At 70.9% G+C, this 19,121-nt stretch carries 21 protein-coding genes and 1 pseudogene; 11 read left to right on the forward strand and 11 right to left on the reverse strand.

Annotation, left to right across the window (positions count from 1 at the left end):
* Position 1: 1 nt before the first annotated feature.
* The 3 genes from LY12_RS02970 to lpdA all read right to left on the reverse strand — a co-directional run bounded on the left by LY12_RS02970 (position 2) and on the right by lpdA (position 4,472).
* On the reverse strand, positions 2-886 hold the full coding sequence (locus LY12_RS02970) for a TIGR01777 family oxidoreductase (RefSeq protein ID WP_253853112.1): 885 nt from the start codon (positions 884-886) through the stop codon (positions 2-4).
* Between the two features lie 304 nt (positions 887-1,190).
* Positions 1,191-3,041, reverse strand: a complete 1,851-nt coding sequence (gene sucB / locus LY12_RS02975; protein WP_253853113.1) for a 2-oxoglutarate dehydrogenase, E2 component, dihydrolipoamide succinyltransferase — start codon at positions 3,039-3,041, stop codon at positions 1,191-1,193.
* Positions 3,042-3,098: 57 nt separating this feature from the next.
* A complete protein-coding gene (lpdA, locus tag LY12_RS02980; protein WP_253853114.1) occupies positions 3,099-4,472 on the reverse strand; it encodes a dihydrolipoyl dehydrogenase in 1,374 nt (457 codons plus the stop codon).
* A gap of 223 nt (positions 4,473-4,695) precedes the next feature.
* Between lpdA and LY12_RS02985 the strand changes: the two genes are divergently transcribed.
* From LY12_RS02985 to LY12_RS26055, 5 genes and pseudogenes are all read left to right on the forward strand, one after another.
* On the forward strand, positions 4,696-5,094 hold the full coding sequence (locus LY12_RS02985) for an oxidoreductase (protein ID WP_253853115.1): 399 nt from the start codon (positions 4,696-4,698) through the stop codon (positions 5,092-5,094).
* Positions 5,095-5,211: 117 nt separating this feature from the next.
* Positions 5,212-5,724, forward strand: coding sequence for an alkaline phosphatase D family protein (locus tag LY12_RS26040; protein WP_308292058.1), 513 nt, complete (start codon positions 5,212-5,214; stop codon positions 5,722-5,724).
* A 103-nt stretch (positions 5,725-5,827) separates the two neighbouring features.
* Positions 5,828-6,016, forward strand: a pseudogene (locus LY12_RS26045) (alkaline phosphatase D family protein); the annotation flags it as partial.
* Between the two features lie 80 nt (positions 6,017-6,096).
* Entirely contained in the window at positions 6,097-6,579 is a 483-nt protein-coding gene (locus LY12_RS26050; protein WP_308292059.1) for an alkaline phosphatase D family protein, read from the forward strand.
* Positions 6,563-6,772 (forward strand): hypothetical protein, encoded by a 210-nt coding sequence (locus LY12_RS26055; protein WP_308292060.1) that lies wholly within the window; start codon positions 6,563-6,565, stop codon positions 6,770-6,772. Before LY12_RS26050 ends, LY12_RS26055 begins: the two co-directional genes overlap by 17 nt.
* Positions 6,773-6,812: 40 nt before the next feature.
* Here LY12_RS26055 and LY12_RS02995 read toward each other — a convergent pair whose 3' ends face one another.
* Both LY12_RS02995 and LY12_RS03000 read right to left on the reverse strand, forming a co-directional pair.
* Complete coding sequence (locus LY12_RS02995) at positions 6,813-7,829, reverse strand: SMI1/KNR4 family protein (RefSeq protein ID WP_253853116.1); 1,017 nt, start codon at positions 7,827-7,829, stop codon at positions 6,813-6,815.
* A gap of 68 nt (positions 7,830-7,897) precedes the next feature.
* Positions 7,898-9,391, reverse strand: coding sequence for a leucyl aminopeptidase (locus LY12_RS03000; protein ID WP_253853117.1), 1,494 nt, complete (start codon positions 9,389-9,391; stop codon positions 7,898-7,900).
* A gap of 80 nt (positions 9,392-9,471) precedes the next feature.
* Between LY12_RS03000 and LY12_RS03005 the strand changes: the two genes are divergently transcribed.
* Positions 9,472-10,557: a hypothetical protein gene (locus LY12_RS03005; RefSeq protein ID WP_253853118.1), complete on the forward strand. Its 1,086-nt coding sequence runs from the start codon at positions 9,472-9,474 to the stop codon at positions 10,555-10,557.
* A gap of 12 nt (positions 10,558-10,569) precedes the next feature.
* Here LY12_RS03005 and LY12_RS03010 read toward each other — a convergent pair whose 3' ends face one another.
* Positions 10,570-10,929, reverse strand: coding sequence for a hypothetical protein (locus tag LY12_RS03010; RefSeq protein WP_253853119.1), 360 nt, complete (start codon positions 10,927-10,929; stop codon positions 10,570-10,572).
* Positions 10,930-10,989: 60 nt separating this feature from the next.
* On the opposite strand from LY12_RS03010, the gene LY12_RS03015 reads away from it, so the two are divergent.
* Positions 10,990-12,093 (forward strand): branched-chain amino acid aminotransferase, encoded by a 1,104-nt coding sequence (locus LY12_RS03015; protein ID WP_253853120.1) that lies wholly within the window; start codon positions 10,990-10,992, stop codon positions 12,091-12,093.
* Between the two features lie 71 nt (positions 12,094-12,164).
* On the opposite strand, the gene LY12_RS03020 is transcribed toward LY12_RS03015, so the two are convergent.
* The 5 genes from LY12_RS03020 to tnpA all read right to left on the reverse strand — a co-directional run bounded on the left by LY12_RS03020 (position 12,165) and on the right by tnpA (position 16,411).
* Entirely contained in the window at positions 12,165-13,199 is a 1,035-nt protein-coding gene (locus tag LY12_RS03020) for a nicotinate-nucleotide--dimethylbenzimidazole phosphoribosyltransferase (RefSeq protein ID WP_253853121.1), read from the reverse strand.
* A 4-nt stretch (positions 13,200-13,203) separates the two neighbouring features.
* Complete coding sequence (locus LY12_RS03025; protein ID WP_253853122.1) at positions 13,204-14,163, reverse strand: sugar-binding transcriptional regulator; 960 nt, start codon at positions 14,161-14,163, stop codon at positions 13,204-13,206.
* Positions 14,164-14,166: 3 nt separating this feature from the next.
* Positions 14,167-14,433 (reverse strand): HPr family phosphocarrier protein, encoded by a 267-nt coding sequence (locus LY12_RS03030; RefSeq protein ID WP_253853123.1) that lies wholly within the window; start codon positions 14,431-14,433, stop codon positions 14,167-14,169.
* Positions 14,434-14,786: 353 nt separating this feature from the next.
* The gene (locus tag LY12_RS03035; protein ID WP_253853124.1) at positions 14,787-16,001 is read right to left on the reverse strand and encodes an RNA-guided endonuclease InsQ/TnpB family protein; all 1,215 of its coding nucleotides are present in this window, start codon (positions 15,999-16,001) and stop codon (positions 14,787-14,789) included.
* A gap of 2 nt (positions 16,002-16,003) precedes the next feature.
* Entirely contained in the window at positions 16,004-16,411 is a 408-nt protein-coding gene (gene tnpA, locus LY12_RS03040; protein ID WP_372493433.1) for an IS200/IS605 family transposase, read from the reverse strand.
* Between the two features lie 141 nt (positions 16,412-16,552).
* Here tnpA and srlA point away from each other — a divergent pair, with 141 nt between their 5' ends.
* Genes srlA through LY12_RS03060 form a run of 4 tightly spaced genes read left to right on the forward strand, consistent with a single transcriptional unit; the run spans position 16,553 to position 19,116 of the window.
* Entirely contained in the window at positions 16,553-17,185 is a 633-nt protein-coding gene (gene srlA / locus LY12_RS03045; protein ID WP_253853125.1) for a PTS glucitol/sorbitol transporter subunit IIC, read from the forward strand.
* On the forward strand, positions 17,182-18,300 hold the full coding sequence (locus LY12_RS03050; protein WP_253853126.1) for a PTS glucitol/sorbitol transporter subunit IIB: 1,119 nt from the start codon (positions 17,182-17,184) through the stop codon (positions 18,298-18,300). The genes srlA and LY12_RS03050 overlap by 4 nt, the downstream gene beginning before the upstream one ends.
* Positions 18,301-18,334: 34 nt before the next feature.
* Positions 18,335-18,709, forward strand: a complete 375-nt coding sequence (locus LY12_RS03055) for a PTS glucitol/sorbitol transporter subunit IIA (RefSeq protein ID WP_253853127.1) — start codon at positions 18,335-18,337, stop codon at positions 18,707-18,709.
* Positions 18,706-19,116, forward strand: coding sequence for a transcriptional regulator GutM (locus tag LY12_RS03060; protein WP_253853128.1), 411 nt, complete (start codon positions 18,706-18,708; stop codon positions 19,114-19,116). The genes LY12_RS03055 and LY12_RS03060 overlap by 4 nt, the downstream gene beginning before the upstream one ends.
* Positions 19,117-19,121 lie beyond the last annotated feature (5 nt).

Here is a 19,121-nt window from a genome sequence, read left to right on the forward strand (position 1 = left end):
GTCACGTGACGGCGGCCAGCGCCTGGTCGATGCGCGGGTGGGTGAACGTGAATCCGGTCCCGGGCAGCCGGGACGGTACGGCACGCGGGCCCGACAGCAGCATCTCGTCGGCCGCGTCTCCGAGCACGGTTCGCAGTGCGATGCCGGGCACGCGCCACGGTGTCGGCCAGTGGAGCGCCCTGCCCAGGGCCTTGGTGAACTCGGCGTTGGTGACCGGTTCGGGAGCGGTCAGGTTCACGGGGCCGGACATTCCGGCATCGCGCAGCAGCAGTTCCATCGCGGCGAGGTGGTCGTCGATGCCGATCCACGGGAAGTACTGCCTGCCGTCGCCGAGGGTGCCGCCGAGGCCCAGCCGGAACAGCGTCCGCAGCGGGCCGAGCAGTCCGCCGTGGGAGGACAGCACGGGCGACGTCCGCAGGTGCACGACCCGGGATCCCGCACGTACCGCGGGCTCGGTGGCGGACTCCCACGCACGGCACAGGCCGGCGAGGAACCCGGACCCGGCCGGTGCGGATTCGTCGACCTCGCGGTCGCCGGTGTCGCCGTAGACGTTGATCCCGGAGGCGTTGAGCAGCACGGGCGTTCCGTGGCGGGCGACGGCGTCGGCAATGACCTCCGTCGGCTCGACCCGGCTGTCGACGAGGCGCTGCTTCCGTGCGTCGCTCCACCGGCCGGACGCCAGCGGCGCGCCGCACAGGTTCACCACGGCGTCGACGCCGTCGAACGCGCCGTCGTCGATGCGTCCCGCGGGCGGGTCCCAGCCCCGTTCGTCGGCGGCGCCCGGAGCGCGCCGGACCAGCCGCAGCACGTCGTGTCCGGCCGTGCGCAGCCGGGTGACCAGGGCTCCGCCCAGCAGTCCGCTCGAACCCGCGACCAGTACTCGCATGACGCCACCCTAGCGGCGATGCGGTACGCGTGGTCGTCGGTGAGTCGACGCGGAGTGGCACGCGCGCCACTCCGCGCTGCCGACGCGCGGTCGAGGATCGTTCACGACGTCCCTCGCGGCGGCGAGCGATCCGAGCGTGTCCGTCGAGCAGTGCGCTCATGCAGCGAGGGTCCGAACCCGGTCGGGTGCCGGGTTCAGACCCTCGCTGCGAGTGACGGGCTCAGGCCCGACCTCTTCGGTTGTACGTCGACGGAGCGGCGACGCCGATCGGTTGTCCCCGGCGCGGCGCCGGGGACAACCGAGGTCAGAGTCCCAGCTCGTCCTCGAAGTTGCCGTCCTCGAGACGCTGCTTGATCGTCGTCAGGAAGCGTCCCGCGTCGGCGCCGTCGATCAGCTGGTGGTCGTAGGTCAGCGGCAGGTACGACATCGACCGCACGGCGATCGTGTCGTTGCCGTCCTCGTCGGCCACGACGACCGGGCGCTTGACGACCGCACCGGTGCCGAGCATGCCCGACTGGGGCTGCACGATGATCGGCGTGTCGAACAGGGCGCCGTTGCTGCCGATGTTCGTGATGGTGAACGTGCCACCGGTCAGTTCGTCCGGTGTGACCTTGTTGGTGCGCGCCCGCTCGGCCAGGTCCGCGATGCGGTGGGCCAGGCCGGACAGGCTCAGCTCACCGGCGTCGTGGATGACCACCGACAGCAGCCCACGCTCGGTGTCCACGGCGACGCCGAGGTTGATCGAGCCGTGGTAGGTGATCTCCTTCGTCTCCTCGTTGTAGGAGGCGTTGACGTTCGGGTGCTGCTTGAGCGCCTCCACCGTGGCCTTGGCGAAGAACGGCAGGAACGTCAGGTTCACACCTTCGCGCTCGCGGAACCCGGCCTTGGCGCGCTGGCGGAGCTTGGCGATCTTGCTGACGTCGACCTCGTGCACCTGCGTGAGCTGCGCCGAGACCTGCAGCGACTCCTTGGTCTTCTCCGCGGTGATCTGGCGGATCCGGTTGGCCTTCTGCACGGTGCCGCGCAGTGCGGCCTTCTCCGCGTCGGAAACCGGTCCCGCGGCGGGCTTCGACGGCGCGGCCTGCGCCGCCGGAGCTGCCGGGGCCGCCGACCCCGCCGGGGCCTGCTGCTGCTTCGCGTCGACGGCGGCGAGCACGTCCTGCTTGCGGATACGGCCGCCGACCCCCGAACCGGTCAGGGTCGACAGGTCGATGCCGTGTTCGGAGGCGAGTTTGCGCACCAGCGGCGTCACGTACGGCGTGCCACCGCCGTCACCCTGCGCCGGTGCCTGCTGAGCCGGGGCCGGAGCCTGCTGTGCCGGCGCGGACTGGGCAGGGGCCTGCTGTGCCGGCGCGGACTGGGCAGGGGCCTGCTGTGCCGGCGCGGACTGGGCAGGGGCCTGCTGTGCCGGAGCGCTCGGGGCCTGCTGCGCGGCGGGTGCGGGGGCCGCCTGCTGCGGAGCCGGGGCCGGCTCGGGTTCCGGTGCCGGAGCAGGCTCGGGAGCAGGCGCGGACGGTGCCGCATCGGCCGAGCCGATCACCGCGAGCTGACCGCCGACCTCGACGGTCGTGTCCTCGCCCGCCGAGATCTCCAGCAGCGTGCCCGCGACCGGCGAGGGCACCTCGGTGTCGACCTTGTCGGTCGAGATCTCGAGCAACGGCTCGTCCACCTCGACGGTGTCGCCGACCTGCTTGAGCCAGCGGGTGACCGTGCCCTCGGTGACGCTCTCGCCGAGTTCGGGCAGGGTCACCGGGCTGCCGGAGGCAGCACCGCCGGACTGTGCGGCGGGCGCAGGAGCGGACGCCTGCGCCGGCTCGGCCGCCGCCGGGGCCTGCTGCGCGGCCGGAGCGGGCTCGGCCGCGGGCGCGGACTCCGCCGGAGCGGACTGAGCCGAGGCGGCTTCGGCGCCGCCACCGGAGCCGTCGTCGACCAGTGCCAGTTCGCCGCCGACCTCGACGGTGTCGTCCTCCTTGGCGACGATCTTCTGGACAGTGCCCGCGACGGGCGAAGGGACCTCGGTGTCGACCTTGTCGGTGCTGATCTCCAGCAACGGCTCGTCGACCGCGACCGACTCACCCTCCTGCTTCAGCCACCGGGTGACAGTGCCCTCCGTGACGCTTTCCCCGAGCTCCGGCAATGTGACGGAGTACGCCATCGTCTGCTGACTCCCTTGGTTCGTTGTCGATGTTGGTCTTGGGTGCGAGCCGGGGCGTCAGCCGTGGACGTGCAACGGCTTGCCCGCGAGTGCGAGATGTGCCTCGCCGAGCGCCTCGGACTGGGTCGGGTGCGCGTGGATCAGCGGAGCGACGTCCTCGGGGAAGGCCTCCCAGCTGTAGATCAGCTGCGCCTCGCCGATGAGCTCGCCGACGCGGTCGCCCACGAGGTGCAGCCCCACGACCGGTCCGTCCGGCGCCTTGACCAGCTTCACCGCGCCGGAGGTCTTGAGGATCTGGCTCTTGCCGTTGCCGCCGAGGTCGTAGGTGAACACCTCGACGTCGGCGCCGTACTTCTCCTTGGCGGCGGCCTCCGTCAGGCCCACGGACGCGACCTCGGGGTGCGAGTACGTCACCCGCGGGATGCCGGCCTCGTCGATCGGCGACGGGTTCAGGCCCGCGATCTCCTCGGCGACGAACACGCCCTGCTGGAAGCCGCGGTGGGCCAGCTGCAGGCCGGGGACGATGTCGCCGACGGCGTAGACGTTCGGGTTGCTCGTGCGCAGGCGCTCGTCGGTGACGACGAAGCCGCGGTCGAGCTGGATGCCCGCCTCCTCGTAGCCGTGGCCCGCGGTGTTGGGGCCGCGGCCGACGGCGACCAGCAGCACGTCGGCCTCGAGCGTCTCACCGGATTCGAGGGTCACCGTGACGCCGCTCTCGTCCTGCTTGGCCTCGGTGAACTTCACGCCGGTCTTGTAGCCGATCTTGCGGCGGCGCAGCGCGCGCTCGAGCTGCTTGGAGGCGAACTCGTCCTCGTTCGGCACGAGCCGTGGCAGCGCCTCGACGATCGTCACGTCGGTGCCGAAGGACGCCCACACGCTGGCGAACTCGACGCCGATGACGCCGCCGCCCAGCACGATCGCCTTCTTCGGCACGTAATCGAGCTGGAGGGCTTCCTCGCTGGCGATGATGCGCCCGCCGAGCTCCAGGCCCGGCAGCGTCTTCGAGTACGAACCGGTCGCCAGGATGATGTTCTTACCCGTGTACCGGGTGCCGTCGACCTCGACCGTGGTGCCGCCGACGTAGGTCCCGGCCCCTTCGACGAAGGTGACCTGGTGTGCCTTCGCCAGCCCCTGGAGGCCCTTGTGCAGCCGGGTGACGATGCCGTCCTTGTACTTGTGGACCCCGGCCATGTCGACGCCCTCGAGCGTGCTCTTCACGCCGAACTGCTCGCCTTCGCGGGCCGAATCGGCGACCTCGGCGGCGTGCAGCAGCGCCTTGGTCGGGATGCACCCTCGATGCAAGCAGGTGCCGCCCAGTTTGTCCTTCTCGATCAGCGTGACGGACATGCCCAGTTCGGCGGCCCGGAAGGCCGCGGCGTAACCGCCCGATCCGCCACCCAGGATCACCAGGTCGGCTTCAGCGTCGCTCACTTGTCCAACTCCCTCGCGCAGGTTTCCTCCGGCACCCGGTCGGCCCTGTGAACACTACGCGGCGCTGTGGGGCGTCGGCTGTCCACGCGGCCTCCCAGAGGGTGTCTGTGGTGTACGCACGCGCGCACGCGCGCGCTTGTCATGCCACATCCTGTCACTTCGTGCCTGGGAGGCGCGAAGTGTGGTCGGTGAGGCTGTCCCACGAGTTCGGAAATAAGGGACAATGATCGTCGGAGGCGAACGTGGAGAGGTGATCGACGTGGGGCTGTTCGACCGGCTGCGGCGCAAGCGCGGTGGGAAACAGCGGCCCGGGACGTTGCGCGGGGCGAGCGACGCGGACACGAGCCATCTGGACGCGTGGGCGTCGCAGCGGCGCGGGGTCGAGGCGTACGTGGAGCCCAGGACGAACGTCACCGAGACGACGGTCGTGCTGGTCGCGCACGACGGCGAGTGGACCCGCAGGCGCATCGGGAGTCTGGGGCAGGCGCAGGACTTCGGCGGCAAGCGCTCGATCCCGGTGTACGAGGTCGCGCGCACCGGATATCCGCAGCGCATGCGCGACTACACGCAGCGGCAGAAGATCCTGGAGCGCCGCAGGCGGGAGGCCGAACGCGACGCGTGAGGTGTTCAGCGGGCCGTCGGGTGTCAGCCATACCGGCGACCGCGACCGGACATGCCGTGATCAGCTCGACCTGATGACCGGTCCCTCCGATCGGTGAACACGACGGAGGAGAACGGCATGAACGGCTTCGATCGACGCAGGTTTCTGGAACTCGGCGGCGCGGCCGGTGCCGCACTCGCCGCGGGAGGGCTGAACACCGGATGGACCTGGGCCTCACCGGCAGAGCGTTCCCGGTTCACGGGGCATCCGTTCGCACTCGGCGTCGCCTCCGGCGATCCGCTGCCCAGCGGGGTGGTGCTGTGGACGCGGCTGGCTCCCGACCCGCTGGCCGAGGACGGTTCGGGCGGGATGCGCGGCCGGGGTGTGGTGCCCGTCCGCTGGGAGGTGGCCGAGGACGAGCTCTTCGCCGGCCGGGTCGCCCACGGTGTGGTCAATGCCATACCGGAACTCGGTCACTCGGTTCACGTCGAGGTCGACACGTTGCGCCCGGATCGCGAGTACTTCTACCGGTTCCGGGTGGGTGGCGAGATCAGCGCCGTCGGGCGGACCCGCACCGCGCCGGCGGCCGACGCGAACGTCGACGCGCTGGCGTTCGCGTTCGTGTCCTGCCAGAACTACCCGGCCGGGTAGTACACGGCGCACCGCCACCTCGCCGGCGAGGACCTGCGCGCGGTGGTGCACCTCGGCGACTACATCTACGAGGGATCCGCGACGGGCCGTCGGCCGTGCTCACGTGCCCGCCCACGAGATCGTCTCGCTGGCCGATTACCGCATGCGGCACGCCCAGTACAAGACCGACCCCGACCTGCAGCGGTGCCACGCGGCGTTCCCGTGGATCGTGACGTGGGACGACCACGAGGTCGAGAACGACTACGCGGACGAGATCCCCCAGCACGACGGCGTCGACCCCGGCGATTTCCTGGTCCGCCGCGCCGCGGCCTACCAGGCCTACTACGAGCACCTGCCGCTGCGGCGCTCGTCGGTGCCGAAGGGGGGCCGGACATGCGGATCTACCGGCGGCTGCGGTTCGGCGCGCTCGCCGAGTTCGACGTGCTCGACGGCCGCCAGTACCGCAGCGACCAGGTGGACCGGAACTCGCCGGAGACGCAGGATCCCGACCGCAGCATGCTCGGCGCGGAGCAGGAACGCTGGCTGCTCGACGGGCTCGGTTCCTCCACGGCGCGATGGAACATTCTCGCTCAGCAGACCGTGATGGCCAGGGCCGACCGCGATCCGGGCGAGGGACTGCGGCTGCCGATGGACAACTGGAACGGCTACGAACCGGCCCGGCAGCGCCTGGTCGACGGCGTGGTCGATCGGGGCGTCGACAACTTGGTCGTGATCACGGGCGACGCGCACTGCAGCATGGCCGCCGACCTGAAGCAGGACTTCGCCGACCCGGATTCGCTCACGGTGGGCGCGGAGTTCCTCGCCCGCGTCGATCAGCTCGGGCGGCGACGGTGCCGACATGGACCGGCGCGGTGAGCAGTGGCTGGCCGCCAACCCGCACATGAAGTTCTACAACCAGCGGCGGGGCTGCGTGCGCTGCACGGTCGACCGTGAGAACCACCGCGCCGACTACCGCGTCGTGCCGTACGTGACACGGCCCGGCGCGCCGGTGAGCACGCCGGCCGGGTTCGTCGTCGAGAACGGAAAGCCCGGGGTTCACGAGGTCTGAGCGCATCGGCGGTGGTGCCGGACAGGTGCCCGCACCACCGTCAGGCGCTCGCCTCCAGCAGGCGCAGGTGTTCCTCGAGCACCGACCGGATTCCGGGATGGACGCTGCGGCCGAACAGCTCGTCGTCCTCGGTGACCTCGCCGGACGGCCAGAGTGCCAACACGGGCGGATCGCTGATCACGATGGCGGGGCCGGAGGCATCCGTTTCCGTGCCGTGGCGGAGTTCGGCCACCCCGAGCAGCCGCGGGAACACGACGTCGGCGCGCAGGCCGTCGCACACGCCGAGGAACGTGCGGAACTCGTCCGGCAGGGTTCGGCCGAGCCGGTTCTCCGCATGGTCGATCGCCGCGACCGAGGCGGCCGGCGGCACGGCGTCCGGCTCGCCCCGCAGCCGCATGATCGCCTCGATCAGCTCTCGCCAGTCGGCGTCGCGGGGCTCGCTGCGATACCGCTGGTCGAGCGCGGCGACGAGCGCGCCCGCGTAGCTGCGTGCCCACTCGGGGTCGACCGCCAGCTCCCCGCGGACCAGCAGTGGTGCGACGTGCCGGCACGCCGCGAGGGTGGCGGCGTCCGGCTGCGGGATCTCCCTGGCCACCTCGCTCCACCGGTGCAGCGCTTCGCGGGCGGCGTCGGTGTCTCCGGCGGCCGCGGCATGCTCCGCGTCCGCCGCGGCCTCCCGCTGCCGCCTGCCCCGCGGAGGCAGCGCGTCCCGTTCACCGAGCACCTTCTCGTGCTCGTCTCGTTCGGCGTCCAGGTCGAGCGGCACGAGTCCCTCGGCCCAGTCCGGCCGCCGGGAATCGCCGCCGGGCAGCTCGTCACGCGCGGCGAGCAGCATCGCCCACGCCCGCGCGGTGACGGCGGTGGCGGCGAGCCGGTCCACCCCGCGGTCGGTGGCGGTCGTCCAGTGCCGCACCAGCCGGTCCGACTCGCCGAGCGCGCCCGCGCACGCGAGGAGCAGCGCCTCACGCGCGACGGTCGCGTCGACGGCGTCGTCGGTTCCCGTCAGCACCGTGCGGACGGACCCTTCGGGGTGGTCACCGCGGCCCGCCGTCACCACCGGCGTCTCCTGCACTCGTCGCGTGTCCCCGTTCCTCGCGTGTCGCCGTTTCCGCGGCCCGAGACCGCTCAGCCGTTGTCGGCGATATCGGCGAGTACGGCCGCGATGGTGCGGACCGGCACGCCCGTGCCGCCCTTGCCGGTGTAGCCCCACGGCGAACCGGTGTTGTACGAGGGGCCGGCGATGTCGATGTGCGCCCACGGCAGGTCGTCGGCGACGAACTCGCGCAGGAAGATGCCCGCGGCGAGCATGCCGCCCCAGCGGGCGCCCGTGACGTTCGCCAGATCGGCCAGCTTCGAGTCCAGTTCGGACCGCAGCTCGTCGGGAAGCGGCATCGGCCAGGCGTTCTCACCGGTCGCCTGTCCCAGTTCGGCCACGCGGTCGCGGAACTCGTCCGAGCCCATCACGCCTGCCGTCCGGTTGCCCAGCGCGACGACCTGCGCGCCGGTGAGCGTCGAGGTCTCGATGAGGTAGTCCGGCTCGTCCTCGGCCGCGCGCACGATCGCGTCGGCGAGCACGAGGCGTCCTTCGGCGTCGGTGTTGAGCACCTCGACGGTCTTGCCGCCGTACATGGTCAGCACGTCACCGGGCCGGTACGACGTACCGGACGGCATGTTCTCCGCCAGCGGGATGTAGGCGGTGACCTCGAGCGGGAACTTCAGTTTCGCCGCCAGCAGCACCGACGACAGCACCGCCGCGGCGCCGGACATGTCGGAGGTCATGTTGTCCATGTTCGCCGCCGGCTTGAGCGAGATACCGCCGGTGTCGAACGTGATGCCCTTGCCGACCAGCGCGATCCGCTTGCGCGCCTTGGCGCCCTTGTAGGTCACCTTCACCAGCCGCGGCGGGCGCGACGAGCCCGCGCCGACACCGAGGATGCCGCCGAAACCCTTGCGCTTGAGCTGCTTCTCGTCGAGCACCTCGACGGCCACGCCGGCATCCTCGGCCAGCGCGCGGGCACGGTCGGCGAACGAGCCGGGGAACAGGTCGTTCGGCGGGGTGTTGATGAAGTCGCGCGTGGTGCAGACCGCCTCTGCGGTGGCCGTCGCGGCCTTCAGCGTGGCGCGGTGCTGCTTGGTGGTGCCCTCGGCGGGCGCGGCGACGTCCACCGTCTGCACCGGCTTGTCGCCCTTCTCGGACTTGTACTCGGTGAACGCGTAGGAACCGAGCGCGATGCCCTCCGTCGCGGCCTGCAGGTCGACCGCCGACAGCGTCGTCAGGGCGCGCTTCGTGCCCGCCAGGGCGCGGCCCGCAGCGCCGGACGCGCGGCGCACCTGTTCGGCCGTCACCTCCGGCTGGCCGAGCCCGACCGCCAGCACCACGTCGGCCGCCAGCCTGCCGAGCGACGGAACCTTCACGACCTCCTCGGCCGCGCCGGTCGCCCCGAGTTTCGAGAGAACGTCGGCGAGCGTGCCGCCGTACGCCGCGTCCACGGCCTCTGAGCCGGGTGCCAGTTCGAGGCCGCCGGTGGCCTGCACGGTGCCGACCACGACGGTCTGCGCGCGGGTCTTCGCCAGCGACGCCTCGGTCAGCTCGGTCAGGGCAAGTTTCGGAACGGCCACGCTGGGACTCCTCATCTCGGGTGTTCACTCGTCAGCCATGCTATTGACGCTCCCGGCGGCTGCCGGAAGTAGGTGTGCCGGTGACGGTGAACGAAGGCAGGTGGGCAGCGGTGTGGATCGCGCTGGGCGTGCTCGGCGGGCTCGCCGTGGCCGTGGCGGGCGCAGGCTGGTGGGCACTGTTCGGCATCGCGCTGGCGGCGGTGTTCGTGCTGGCGGCCGAACCAGGGGTGGCGCGTCTCGGCACCCCGGCCGGCGCCGCCGCACCGGGCGGCCGGGCTTCCGGCGGCCCCGGTCCGGACGGTGGGGAGTGCGACGGGGACGTGCCGGAGTCGGACGGCGACGTGCCGGACGGGGCGGCCCGGCCCGGCCCCGGCCCCGGCCCCGGCCGACTGGTCGACGGCTTCGGCCGCGCCGCACGGCTGGCGATCGTGGTGCTGGCCGCCTCGACCTTCGCGGCCTACCTGGTGCCGGACCACCGGCCCGCCGCGGCGGTGCTGCTCGTCGCCGGTGTCGCGGTCGCCGACGTGGCGGGGATCAGGCTCGACGCCTACTGGCGCCGGTGGGTGGGCGGTCTGCTGTTGCTTGCGGCCGCCGCTTTCGTGGCGGTGTGCCTCGGGGTGAGCCCGGCTCCCTCGCACGCGGCCGAGCCGGTCGGCGGGGACACGCCGTGGGGCGTGGTCGGCGGCGTGCTGTCGGCCGCCGCGGTGTTCGTGCCCGTCCTCCGCGGCCGGTCGCGGCGCACGGTCGTGGTGGGCTCGGTCGCGGCGCTCGTCGTGGCGGGTGCAGCGCTGTACCAGCTCGGCCCGTTGCGGCTCGGGCTGTCGACGACGTCGCTGCGCGACACCTTCGCCGCGGCGGACGCCCAGGCACTGGCACCGGCGCTGGGCGCGGTCGTGACGCTGGCGTGCCTGCCCGCGGCGCTCACGGCGTTCGGCGCGGCCAGGCAGCGGGCACATCCGTCGCAGATCACGTCCGTGGTCGTGCCCGCGGCGGTGGCCGCGATCCCGGCGGCACTGCTGGCGCCGGCCGCTGCGGTGACGGTCGCGGCGATGCTGGCGCTCGCGGAACTCGCCGGCCGCGCGGCGGTGGGGCGGCGCGGTCCCGGGCGGGTGGCGGTCGTCGTGCCGGCCGTCCTGTTGTTCGGCGGGCTGCTGACCCGGCTGTGACCGTGACGGTGGTCAGGTCATGGCGGCCGCGAGAGCGAGGAGTACGGCCGAGGCCGCGGCGAGACCGCCGAGCGACTTCGTCGGGAACCCCTCGCGCGGGAACACCTTGCCGCCGTGGACCCCTGCCAGCCACACGACGCCGAAGATCGCACCGAAGATGCCGATGATCGCGCCGAAACTCCCGATCATCAGGTAGCCGATCAGGACCGCCATCCCGCAGGCGAAGGTCAGCAGCGCGGCACCCGCGAGGGTCGCGAAGCCGCCACCCGACGGCGACGGCTGCGCCTGCCCGCCCGTCGGCTGGGAGGTCGGCGGGTAGGGCGCGGACTGCGGCGAGTACGGAGTGCCCGGGTGCTGGGGGTTCGTGTTCACACCGCGATCGTAACGACCGGGTATGGCGCTGTGGGGCCATCGGGGCGATATGCTCCGGGTATGACGACGACAACCCTGTTCACCCGTATTCCCAGCACGCACGCGACCTCCGCGGAGCGCGTAGCGGACGTACTGGAGAATCCGGGTTTCGGCGTGCGGTTCACCGACCACATGGTCACGGTGAAGTGGAACGCCGAGCAGGGATGGCACGACGCCGAGGTGCGCGAGTACGCGCCGTTGACGTTCGACCCGGCGACGCAGGTCCTGCACTACGGGCAGGCGATCTTCGAGGGGCTGAAGGCGTACCGCCAGCCCGACGGCACCATCGGTGCGTTCCGGCCGGAGGCGAACGCGCAGCGGTTCCGTGACTCCGCGCGCAGGCTCGCCATGCCGGAGCTGCCCGACGAGCTGTTCCTCGGGTCGATCGCCGAGCTCGTGGACATCGACAAGCGCTGGGTGCCGACGCGGCAGGGCGACGCGCTGTACCTGCGGCCGTTCATGATCGCCACGGGGGAGGGACTGGGGGTCAACAGTCCGTCCGCGGAGTACCTGTACCTGCTCATCGCCTCGCCGGCCGGGTCGTACTTCTCCGGCGGTGTCAAACCCGTGACGGTGTGGCTGTCGACCGAGTACGTGCGGGCCGCGCCGGGTGGCACCGGCGAGGCCAAGTGCGCGGGTAACTACGCGGCGTCGTTCGTCGCGCAGGCCCAGGCCGTCGAGCAGGGCTGCGACCAGGTGGTGTGGCTCGACGCGGCCGAGCACCGCTGGGTCGAGGAGATGGGCGGGATGAACCTGTTCTTCGTCTTCGGTTCGGGAGACGAGGCGACCGTGGTGACGCCCGAGCTGAGCGGATCCCTGTTGCCCGGCGTGACCCGCAGGTCCCTGCTGGAACTGGCGGCCGACCGGGGTCTCCGGGTCGAGGAGCGGCGGATCTCGACCGAGGAGTGGGAGAACGCCGCGAGGTCAGGGGAGCTGACCGAGGTGTTCGCCTGCGGAACCGCCGCGGTGATCACGCCGGTGGGACACGTCAAGCACGACGACGGTGAGTTCACCATCGGCAGCGGCGAGCCCGGCGAGCTGACGATGGCGCTGCGCGAACAGCTCACCGGCATTCAGGAAGGCACCCGCGCCGACGACCACGGCTGGGTGCACAAGTTCGACTGAACCGCATCCGCGCTCGGTGTCGGCCCGCGGCGTGTTGCCGCGGGCCGACACCGTGAGATGCGCAGGTCGCGTCAGGTGATGTCCGCGTCGGCGGGCAGTGCCGGTCGTTCGGCGACGTCGGTGAGCAGCCGGGCAGCGGAGGCGAGCATCGGCAGCACGGTCGCGGCCCCGGTGCCCGCGCCGAGCCGGATGTTCAGGTCGAGTACCGGCTCCAGGTCCAGATGCTCCAGCGCAACCACCTGGGCGGGCTCGGCCGCACGGTGCGCCGCCAGCCACCAGGACCGTGCGCCCGGTGCGAGTTCCTCCGCCAGGAGCGCCGCCGCGGTCGACGGCAGGCCGTCCAGCACCACCGGCGTCCGCCGCACCGCAGCCTGTGCCAGAAACCCCGTCATCGCGGCGAGATCCGCGCCGCCCGCGGTGCGCAGCAGCCCGAGCGGATCGCCCGTGACCGGCCGGCAGCGCCGCAGCGCGTCCCGGATGGCGGTGGTCTTGCGCATCCACGCCCTGTCGTCGATCCCGGACCCGCGCCCGACCACGGCCACCGGTTCGGTGTCGGTCAGCGCTGCGACCAGCGTCGCAGCGGGGGTTGTGACGCCGGCGCCGAGCTCGGCGGCCACGAGCGCGTCGGCGCCCTCGTCGACCTCCGCATCGGCAGCCCGCATCCCGGCGCGTACCGCGGCCTCGGTCTCGTCCTCGGTGAGCGCGTCCGCCGCGGCGATCGAGCCCGACCCGCTGCGCACGTGGTCCGGTCCTGAGCCACCCGCCGTGCCCACGTCGAGCACCCGGATCCCGGCGCCCGCCACGTCGGCGAGGACGTTCAGCGGTGCCGAGCCGGCGTCGAGCGCGTCGAGCAGTGCCCGCGTCGTGCCGGGACCGCCGAGGGACACGCCGTCGGCGGTGACCCCGTGATCGGCGGCGAACACCACGACGCGCATCCGCCGCAGCGGCCGGGGCGGCGTCCGCCCCTGGCACGCGGCGAGCCAGGCGCCGAGCCGTTCCAGCCTGCCCAGTGAGCGCGGGGGTGACAGCAGCGCCGCGTGCCGCTGCAGTGCACCGGCGCGCGCGTTCTCGTCGGGAAGAGTGACGGGACCGAACTCGATGTTCACGGGCTCAAGCTACCGCGCCTCGCTCCGAGAGCAGCGCCCTGGCCAGTGAGCTGTCACAGATCAGCACGTCGAGCACCGTGGTGTGCAGTGCTCCGAGGACACCGTCGGCCTTCTCGGGCCCCGCAGCCACGCCCGCGACCGTCGGGATCGCCGCCAGGTCGGCCAGCGACACGGCGAGCACCCGGTCGTCGGCGGGCCCGGTGACGGCCTTGCCCGCGGCGTCGAAGAACCGCGCGCAGACGTCGCCGACCGGCCCCGCGGCGTCCAATCCGGCCCGCTCCTGCTCGGACAGGTTCATCGCCGTCACCAACGACGCCGATGAGCCGCGGCCGACCCGGCCGATGCCGGCCAGCGCGACCTGCACGCGCCGGGCGGCGTCCAGCGTTGCCTGGACGCTCGGCTCGGCCAGCAGCACGTCCCTGCCCTCCTTGGAGGTGAGTAACGCGGGGGCGTGGAGGCGCTGGTACCGGCCACCGAGCCGACCCGCCAGGTCACGGACCAGCTCCTCGCCGCTGATGGCGGTGTCCACTGCGGATAGTCCGCCGACGAGTGGCAGCACTTCGACGTCGAGTCCGCCCTCGTCCGGAATGGACTGCACCAGTGCTTGAAGTCCTGTGCCCCAGGAAACACCGATCCGCTGTCCCGGTTGGATCGTGTCCAGCAACCAGCGTGCGCCGAGGTCGCCCACGCGCTGCAGTGGACGGTCGCCGCTGTGGATCTCGGCGACCCGGCAGTCCCGCAGGCCGAACCGCTCGGCCAGTTCCGCCTCGAGATCCATGTCGCGCCCCGTCGGGTCGTTGATCTCGATGCGCACGATGCCGTGCTCCCGCGCGGCCGTGAGCATCCGCGACACGCTGGAGCGGCTGATGTCGAGTGCCTTGGCGACCTCGTGCTGCGAGCGGCCTTCCTCGTAGTACAGCCGTGCCGCTGCGACGAGTGCTTGCTGATCACGGGGCGGTGGCATCGATCACGCGTCCAAATCGGACTCGAGCATGCGGGACAGTTCGGTGAGCGCGTCGCCGGCGCCGTCGCCGTCGGTGCGCAGGACGACCTCTTCACCGTGCCCGATGGCGAGGCCCAGTACGGACAACATACTGCGAGCGTCCACGAGGTCGGAGCCGGGCCTGCCGATGCGGACGTCGCTGCCCGTGGCGGTCGCGGCTTTGACGAACTGGCTGGCCGGCCTGGCGTGAAGTCCGACGGACGAGCCGACCTTGACGTGGATTTCCGGCATGGAGGCGCTCCCTTGCTTCCCGGTCCCGGTCGTCGCCGGGGCCTTGTCGACGGTTCGACGGCATGTTACACACATCACTGGCAAACGTGAACAAGCTTTGCACATATGTGCAGCAGTCTGCAATGTGCGACGGGCGCAATGTGCAGACGGGTGCGACGTGCAACGGGTGCGAACGAGACGGATGACGGGCTCGGGGCACCGATCATGCAGGCGCCGGACCGGCCGGAGGGTGGCCGGGTCCGCACGTCTATCAGCGCATATCCGCCGGGGGCCGAGAAGGAGGCCAAGGAATGCAAGTGCTTGCTGTAGTGACTCCGCCCACGTGGGGACGCGCGGGCTTCCTCTGGTGCTGCTCAGGCAGTGTTGGAGAGGACCAGCCCGGCCCTGGTTGCGATGTTGATTGCCGCGTTGACGTCGGCGTTCGCCGCGTGCCCGCAGCGTTGGCAGGTGAAATCGGCTTGACTGACACGGTTCTCCGCTGCGACATGTCCACATTCGGGACATGTGCGGGAGGTGTTGCGGGCATCCACCGCGACCACTCGGCGACCGGCGCTTTCAGCCTTGTCCGCCAGGATCGAAAGGAACTGCCCCCAACCTGCGTCGAGGATCGAGCGGTTGAGCCCGGCTTTCGCTGCTGCGCGGTTGGGCAGGAATGCGCCGGACTGGTCCGGGTGTGGTTTGGGTTTCGGTGCGGTGGTCATGCCGCTGATGTTGAGGTCTTCGTGCGCTATCACGTCGTTGTCACGCACGAGCGCGAGCGCGGTCTTGTGGTGGTGGTCCAGCCGCTGTCGACGAATCTTGGCGTGGAGGTTGCCGACCTTGCGCGCTGCATGCCGGTGTTTCTTCGTGCGCAGCGACGTACGGACCTTCTTGGGGAACTCGGCCAGTGCCCGTTGCGCCTCGGCAAGATCCTCGGCGGCCTGCTGGGCGTGCCGGGGGCCAGCGATGTGCTTGCCGCCGCTGGTGGTCGCGAAGTGCTCGACACCCATATCGATACCGGTAGTGCGGCCGGTCTCGGGCAGTGGCTCGGCAGGAACGCCCTCGCAGGACAGAACAACGAACCACCGGTTCGCCTCCCGCTTGACACTCACCGTTTTCACCATGCCGCGCACGGGCCGGTGCTGGTGGACCCGCACGTGCCCGACGCCTTGCAGGCGCACGCGCACCTGACTCTCGTGTGGGGCGGAGTTCCACCGGCACCCATCGCCGTCCTTCGGGAAATCGACCGTGTCGAAGTGGCCCTTTCCCTTGAAACGCGGATATCCGGGCACCTCGCCAGCTTTGACGCGGCGGAAGAACGCCTCGAACGCCTTGTTCAGCCGGCGCAGCGTGGCCTGTTGCGACGAAAACGACCAGCGTCCCTGCCCGCCCTGATCCGCTGCGCGGATAGCTGTGAGCTGCCCGGACTGATCGCCGTAGCGCACGCGGGTCTTCGACCCGTGCCGATAGGCATCACGGCGTTCCTGCAACGCCGCGTTGTACAGGTCGCAGTGATCAGCCAACATCGCCCGCAACGCCTGCTGCTGCTTACTGGTCGGACGCAGAAGGAACTTGTACGACCGTCGCACGGCTACACGCGCTCAGACTGCGTATCGACGTACTCCTGCACCGTGTCGGCCGACACCGAACCGACCGAGGCGGCCAAGTACGACGACGACCACAACGTCGGCAGCCGCGAACGCAGATGCGGGAACTCCTCGCGCAACACACGCGAGGTGAATCCTTTGAACTGGTTCGCTACATACGACGCTGACGATTTCGGATCATGCTTGACGAACAGGTGCACCTGGTCGGGCATCACTTCCAGCGCCACGACCTCCCACCCCCGCTCGTCGGCCTTCTGCCGGATCAACTCGTCCAAGCGTTCCCCGACCCGGCCACCCAGAACCCGGCGGCGGTACTTCGAACACCACACCACATGCAGTCCGAGGTCGCACACGCCGCCGGAGAACTGGCGAACCTTCCTGGTGACGGACACCACAACAGTATACAAACACCACTCTTATAAGAATGAGGGGAGGGAGGCGAGTGGGACCAGCGCAGGTAAAAAACCGATCACGCGAAACAAGGCGTCGATCCGCCCCGCAGCCAAAGCAACAGGCCCGCTCGCTGAAATCTGATGGCGCAGCAGCAGCCGGCTCAGCCGGAGACCGAGACGAGCGGGGGTGTGCTGGGTGTCTTCGAGTGGCTGGGAACCCATTTCATCGGCCTGTTCGAGGAAGCGGGCTCGCAGTTCGTCGATCTGGTGACCGGCATCCTGCCGACGCTGATCGTGCTGCTCACGTTCATGTATGCGCTCACCACGTTCATCGGCGAGGAGCGCGTCACGCGTGCGGTCCAGTGGTGCGGCCGGTGGTGGATCACCCGCTACTCGGTCATGCCGATCCTCGCGCTGCTGATGCTGACGAACCCGATGGCCTACTCGTTCGGGCGGTTCCTGCCCGAGCGGTACAAGCCCGCGTTCTACGACTCCGCGGTGTCGTTCGTGCACCCGGTGACCACGTTCTTCCCCTACGCGAACGCCGGCGAGCTGTTCGTCTGGTTCGGCATCGCCAACGGCGTCACACAGCTCGGCGAGTCCACGGTGCCGCTGGCGCTGCGCTACTTCCTCGTGGGCATCCTCGTGATCTTCATCCGCGGCATCATCACCGAGAAACTCACCGCGTTCATGATCAAACGGACCGGCCGCAGCGAGGTCTTCGCCGATTTCGACCGGCAATTCGAGCAGGCGAAGGCGGGTGAGAAGGCATGACCGAGCACGAGGCGACGTCAGGGCAGGACACGACGGCGACCGGTACGGAATCGTCGTCCACGGTCTTCGTCCGCGCGGGTGCAGGCGGCTGGGGACCCGGCCTGACCCTGCGGGCCGACGAGACGCGCACGAAGGTGCTGTCGGTGACCGGCGGCGGGATCCACCCGGTGGCGCAGAAGATCGCCGACCTCACCGGGGCCGAGGCGGTGGACGGGTTCAACACGACCGTCCCCGACGACGAAGTGGTGGCGGCCGTCATCAACTGCGGCGGCACCGCCCGTATCGGCGTCTACCCGCGCAAGGGCATCCCCACCGTGGACGTCTATCCGGGTGCCCCCGGAGGGCCGCTGGCGAAGTTCATCACCGAGGAGCTGTTCGTCTCCGCGGTGGGGATGAACGAGATCGCGCGGTCCACATCGGACGGCGAGGTCGAGTCGGCCAAGGGAACGAGCACTGCCGAGGGTGACGGGGCGCCGGGTGGTGCGGCGTCCTCCGGTGGTGCGGTGCCGCCACGGGGTGACCGGCCGTCCGCGTCGGCGGTGGCGGCGACCCTGCCGGTCGGCGGCCCGCTGGGCAAGGCGTTCAACGCGGTCACCAACGTGTTCGTCGGGTTCGGCTCCGCCGTGGGCACGTTCGTCAACACGATGCTGGCGGCGGGCAGGCAGACGGTCGATCTGACGCTGAAGACCATTCTCCCGTTCATGGCCTACGTGAGCCTGCTGCTCGGCATCGTCATGTACACGGGCGTGGCCGAATGGATGGGCCAGGTGCTCTCGCCCATCGCGAGCAATCCGTTCGGCCTGCTCGCGATCAGCTTCGTCGTCGCGCTGCCGTTCCTGTCGCCGGTGCTCGGTCCGGGTGCCGCGATCGCGCAGGTCGTCGGCACGCTCATGGGCAGTCAGATCGCGATCGGGGCGCTGCCGGTGCAGTACGCGCTGCCGACGCTGTTCGCCATCAACGGCCAGGTGGGCTGTGACTTTGTGCCGGTCGGCCTGGCGCTCGGCGAGGCGAAACCGGAAACCGTGGCGGTCGGCACCCCTGCCGTGCTGATCAGCCGCATGATCACATCGCCGCTTGCGGTCGTCATTGCGTGGGCCGCAAGCTTCGGTCTCTAGCGCCGGTCGCGAGTGCGGGTTCGAGGAGGAACACATGAGCTTCTATTACGAGAGCACGGTCCTGCGGGCCGGGGACGAGGCCGCGGAGATGGTCGACGGCGGCGTCGTCATCCTGTACGCCGACCCCATTCCGGACGCGCTGGAAAGCGTGAGCGTGGTGCACGGCCCTGCAACGGGACCGGCGCGCGAGATCCGTACCGGCGACGTGTTCAGCATCGGTGACGAGGACGTCGAAGTGATCGCGGTGGGGGACAGGGCCCACGAGAACCTGAGCACGCTCGGGCACATCGTCGTGTACCTGAATCCCGACGAGAGCACGGAATTGCTACCGGGTGCCGTGCATGCCAAGGGCACGGTCTCGCCGCCGGCCGCGGGTGCGCGGGTCGGGTTCCGGGGAGCGACGCCGTGACCTGGCAGGCGCTGGTGCTGATCCTGGGTGCGTTCGTGGTGGCGGGCGTGCTGAGCTACCGGCAGCACCTGGCGTATCAGAGCGCGGTCAACGCACTCGCCGACGACGAGAACCGCAGCGGCGTGCTCCTGGTCAGCGGGCGGGCGAAGGGCAGGCTCCGCGGCGCGATCGTGCTGTTGGTGATCGATCGCAGGCGCGGTGAGATCACCCGGGCACAGGCGATGCACGGCGCGTCGGTGTTCGCCCGGTTCGCCGAGCGGCCCGAACTGGTGGGTCCGGTCGACGGTGCCGAGGAGCGGGCCGGATCGGCGGCGATCGCCACGGCGCTGCGTGAGGCGATCGGCATGGCGGGACGGCTCAACGCGGGCGGACTGCGTTCGAGCCGGCCCCGGACACTCCGCGGCTGAGCAGG

Source organism: Prauserella alba (assembly GCF_024171735.1).
In the GTDB taxonomy this organism is placed as follows: Bacteria; Actinomycetota; Actinomycetes; order Mycobacteriales; family Pseudonocardiaceae; genus Prauserella; species Prauserella alba.

Coding starts and splice junctions, on each gene's coding strand:
- sucB (WP_253853113.1), bottom strand. CDS start 3,041: ATGGCGTACTCCGTCACATTGCCGGAGCTCGGGGAAAGCGTCACGGAG.
- LY12_RS03025 (WP_253853122.1), bottom strand. CDS start 14,163: ATGCCACCGCCCCGTGATCAGCAAGCACTCGTCGCAGCGGCACGGCTG.
- LY12_RS03030 (WP_253853123.1), bottom strand. CDS start 14,433: ATGCCGGAAATCCACGTCAAGGTCGGCTCGTCCGTCGGACTTCACGCC.
- LY12_RS26050 (WP_308292059.1), top strand. CDS start 6,097: ATGCGGATCTACCGGCGGCTGCGGTTCGGCGCGCTCGCCGAGTTCGAC.
- LY12_RS26040 (WP_308292058.1), top strand. CDS start 5,212: ATGAACGGCTTCGATCGACGCAGGTTTCTGGAACTCGGCGGCGCGGCC.
- LY12_RS02970 (WP_253853112.1), bottom strand. CDS start 886: ATGCGAGTACTGGTCGCGGGTTCGAGCGGACTGCTGGGCGGAGCCCTG.
- LY12_RS03050 (WP_253853126.1), top strand. CDS start 17,182: ATGACCGAGCACGAGGCGACGTCAGGGCAGGACACGACGGCGACCGGT.
- srlA (WP_253853125.1), top strand. CDS start 16,553: ATGGCGCAGCAGCAGCCGGCTCAGCCGGAGACCGAGACGAGCGGGGGT.
- LY12_RS03055 (WP_253853127.1), top strand. CDS start 18,335: ATGAGCTTCTATTACGAGAGCACGGTCCTGCGGGCCGGGGACGAGGCC.
- LY12_RS26055 (WP_308292060.1), top strand. CDS start 6,563: ATGGACCGGCGCGGTGAGCAGTGGCTGGCCGCCAACCCGCACATGAAG.
- LY12_RS02985 (WP_253853115.1), top strand. CDS start 4,696: ATGATCGTCGGAGGCGAACGTGGAGAGGTGATCGACGTGGGGCTGTTC.
- LY12_RS03015 (WP_253853120.1), top strand. CDS start 10,990: ATGACGACGACAACCCTGTTCACCCGTATTCCCAGCACGCACGCGACC.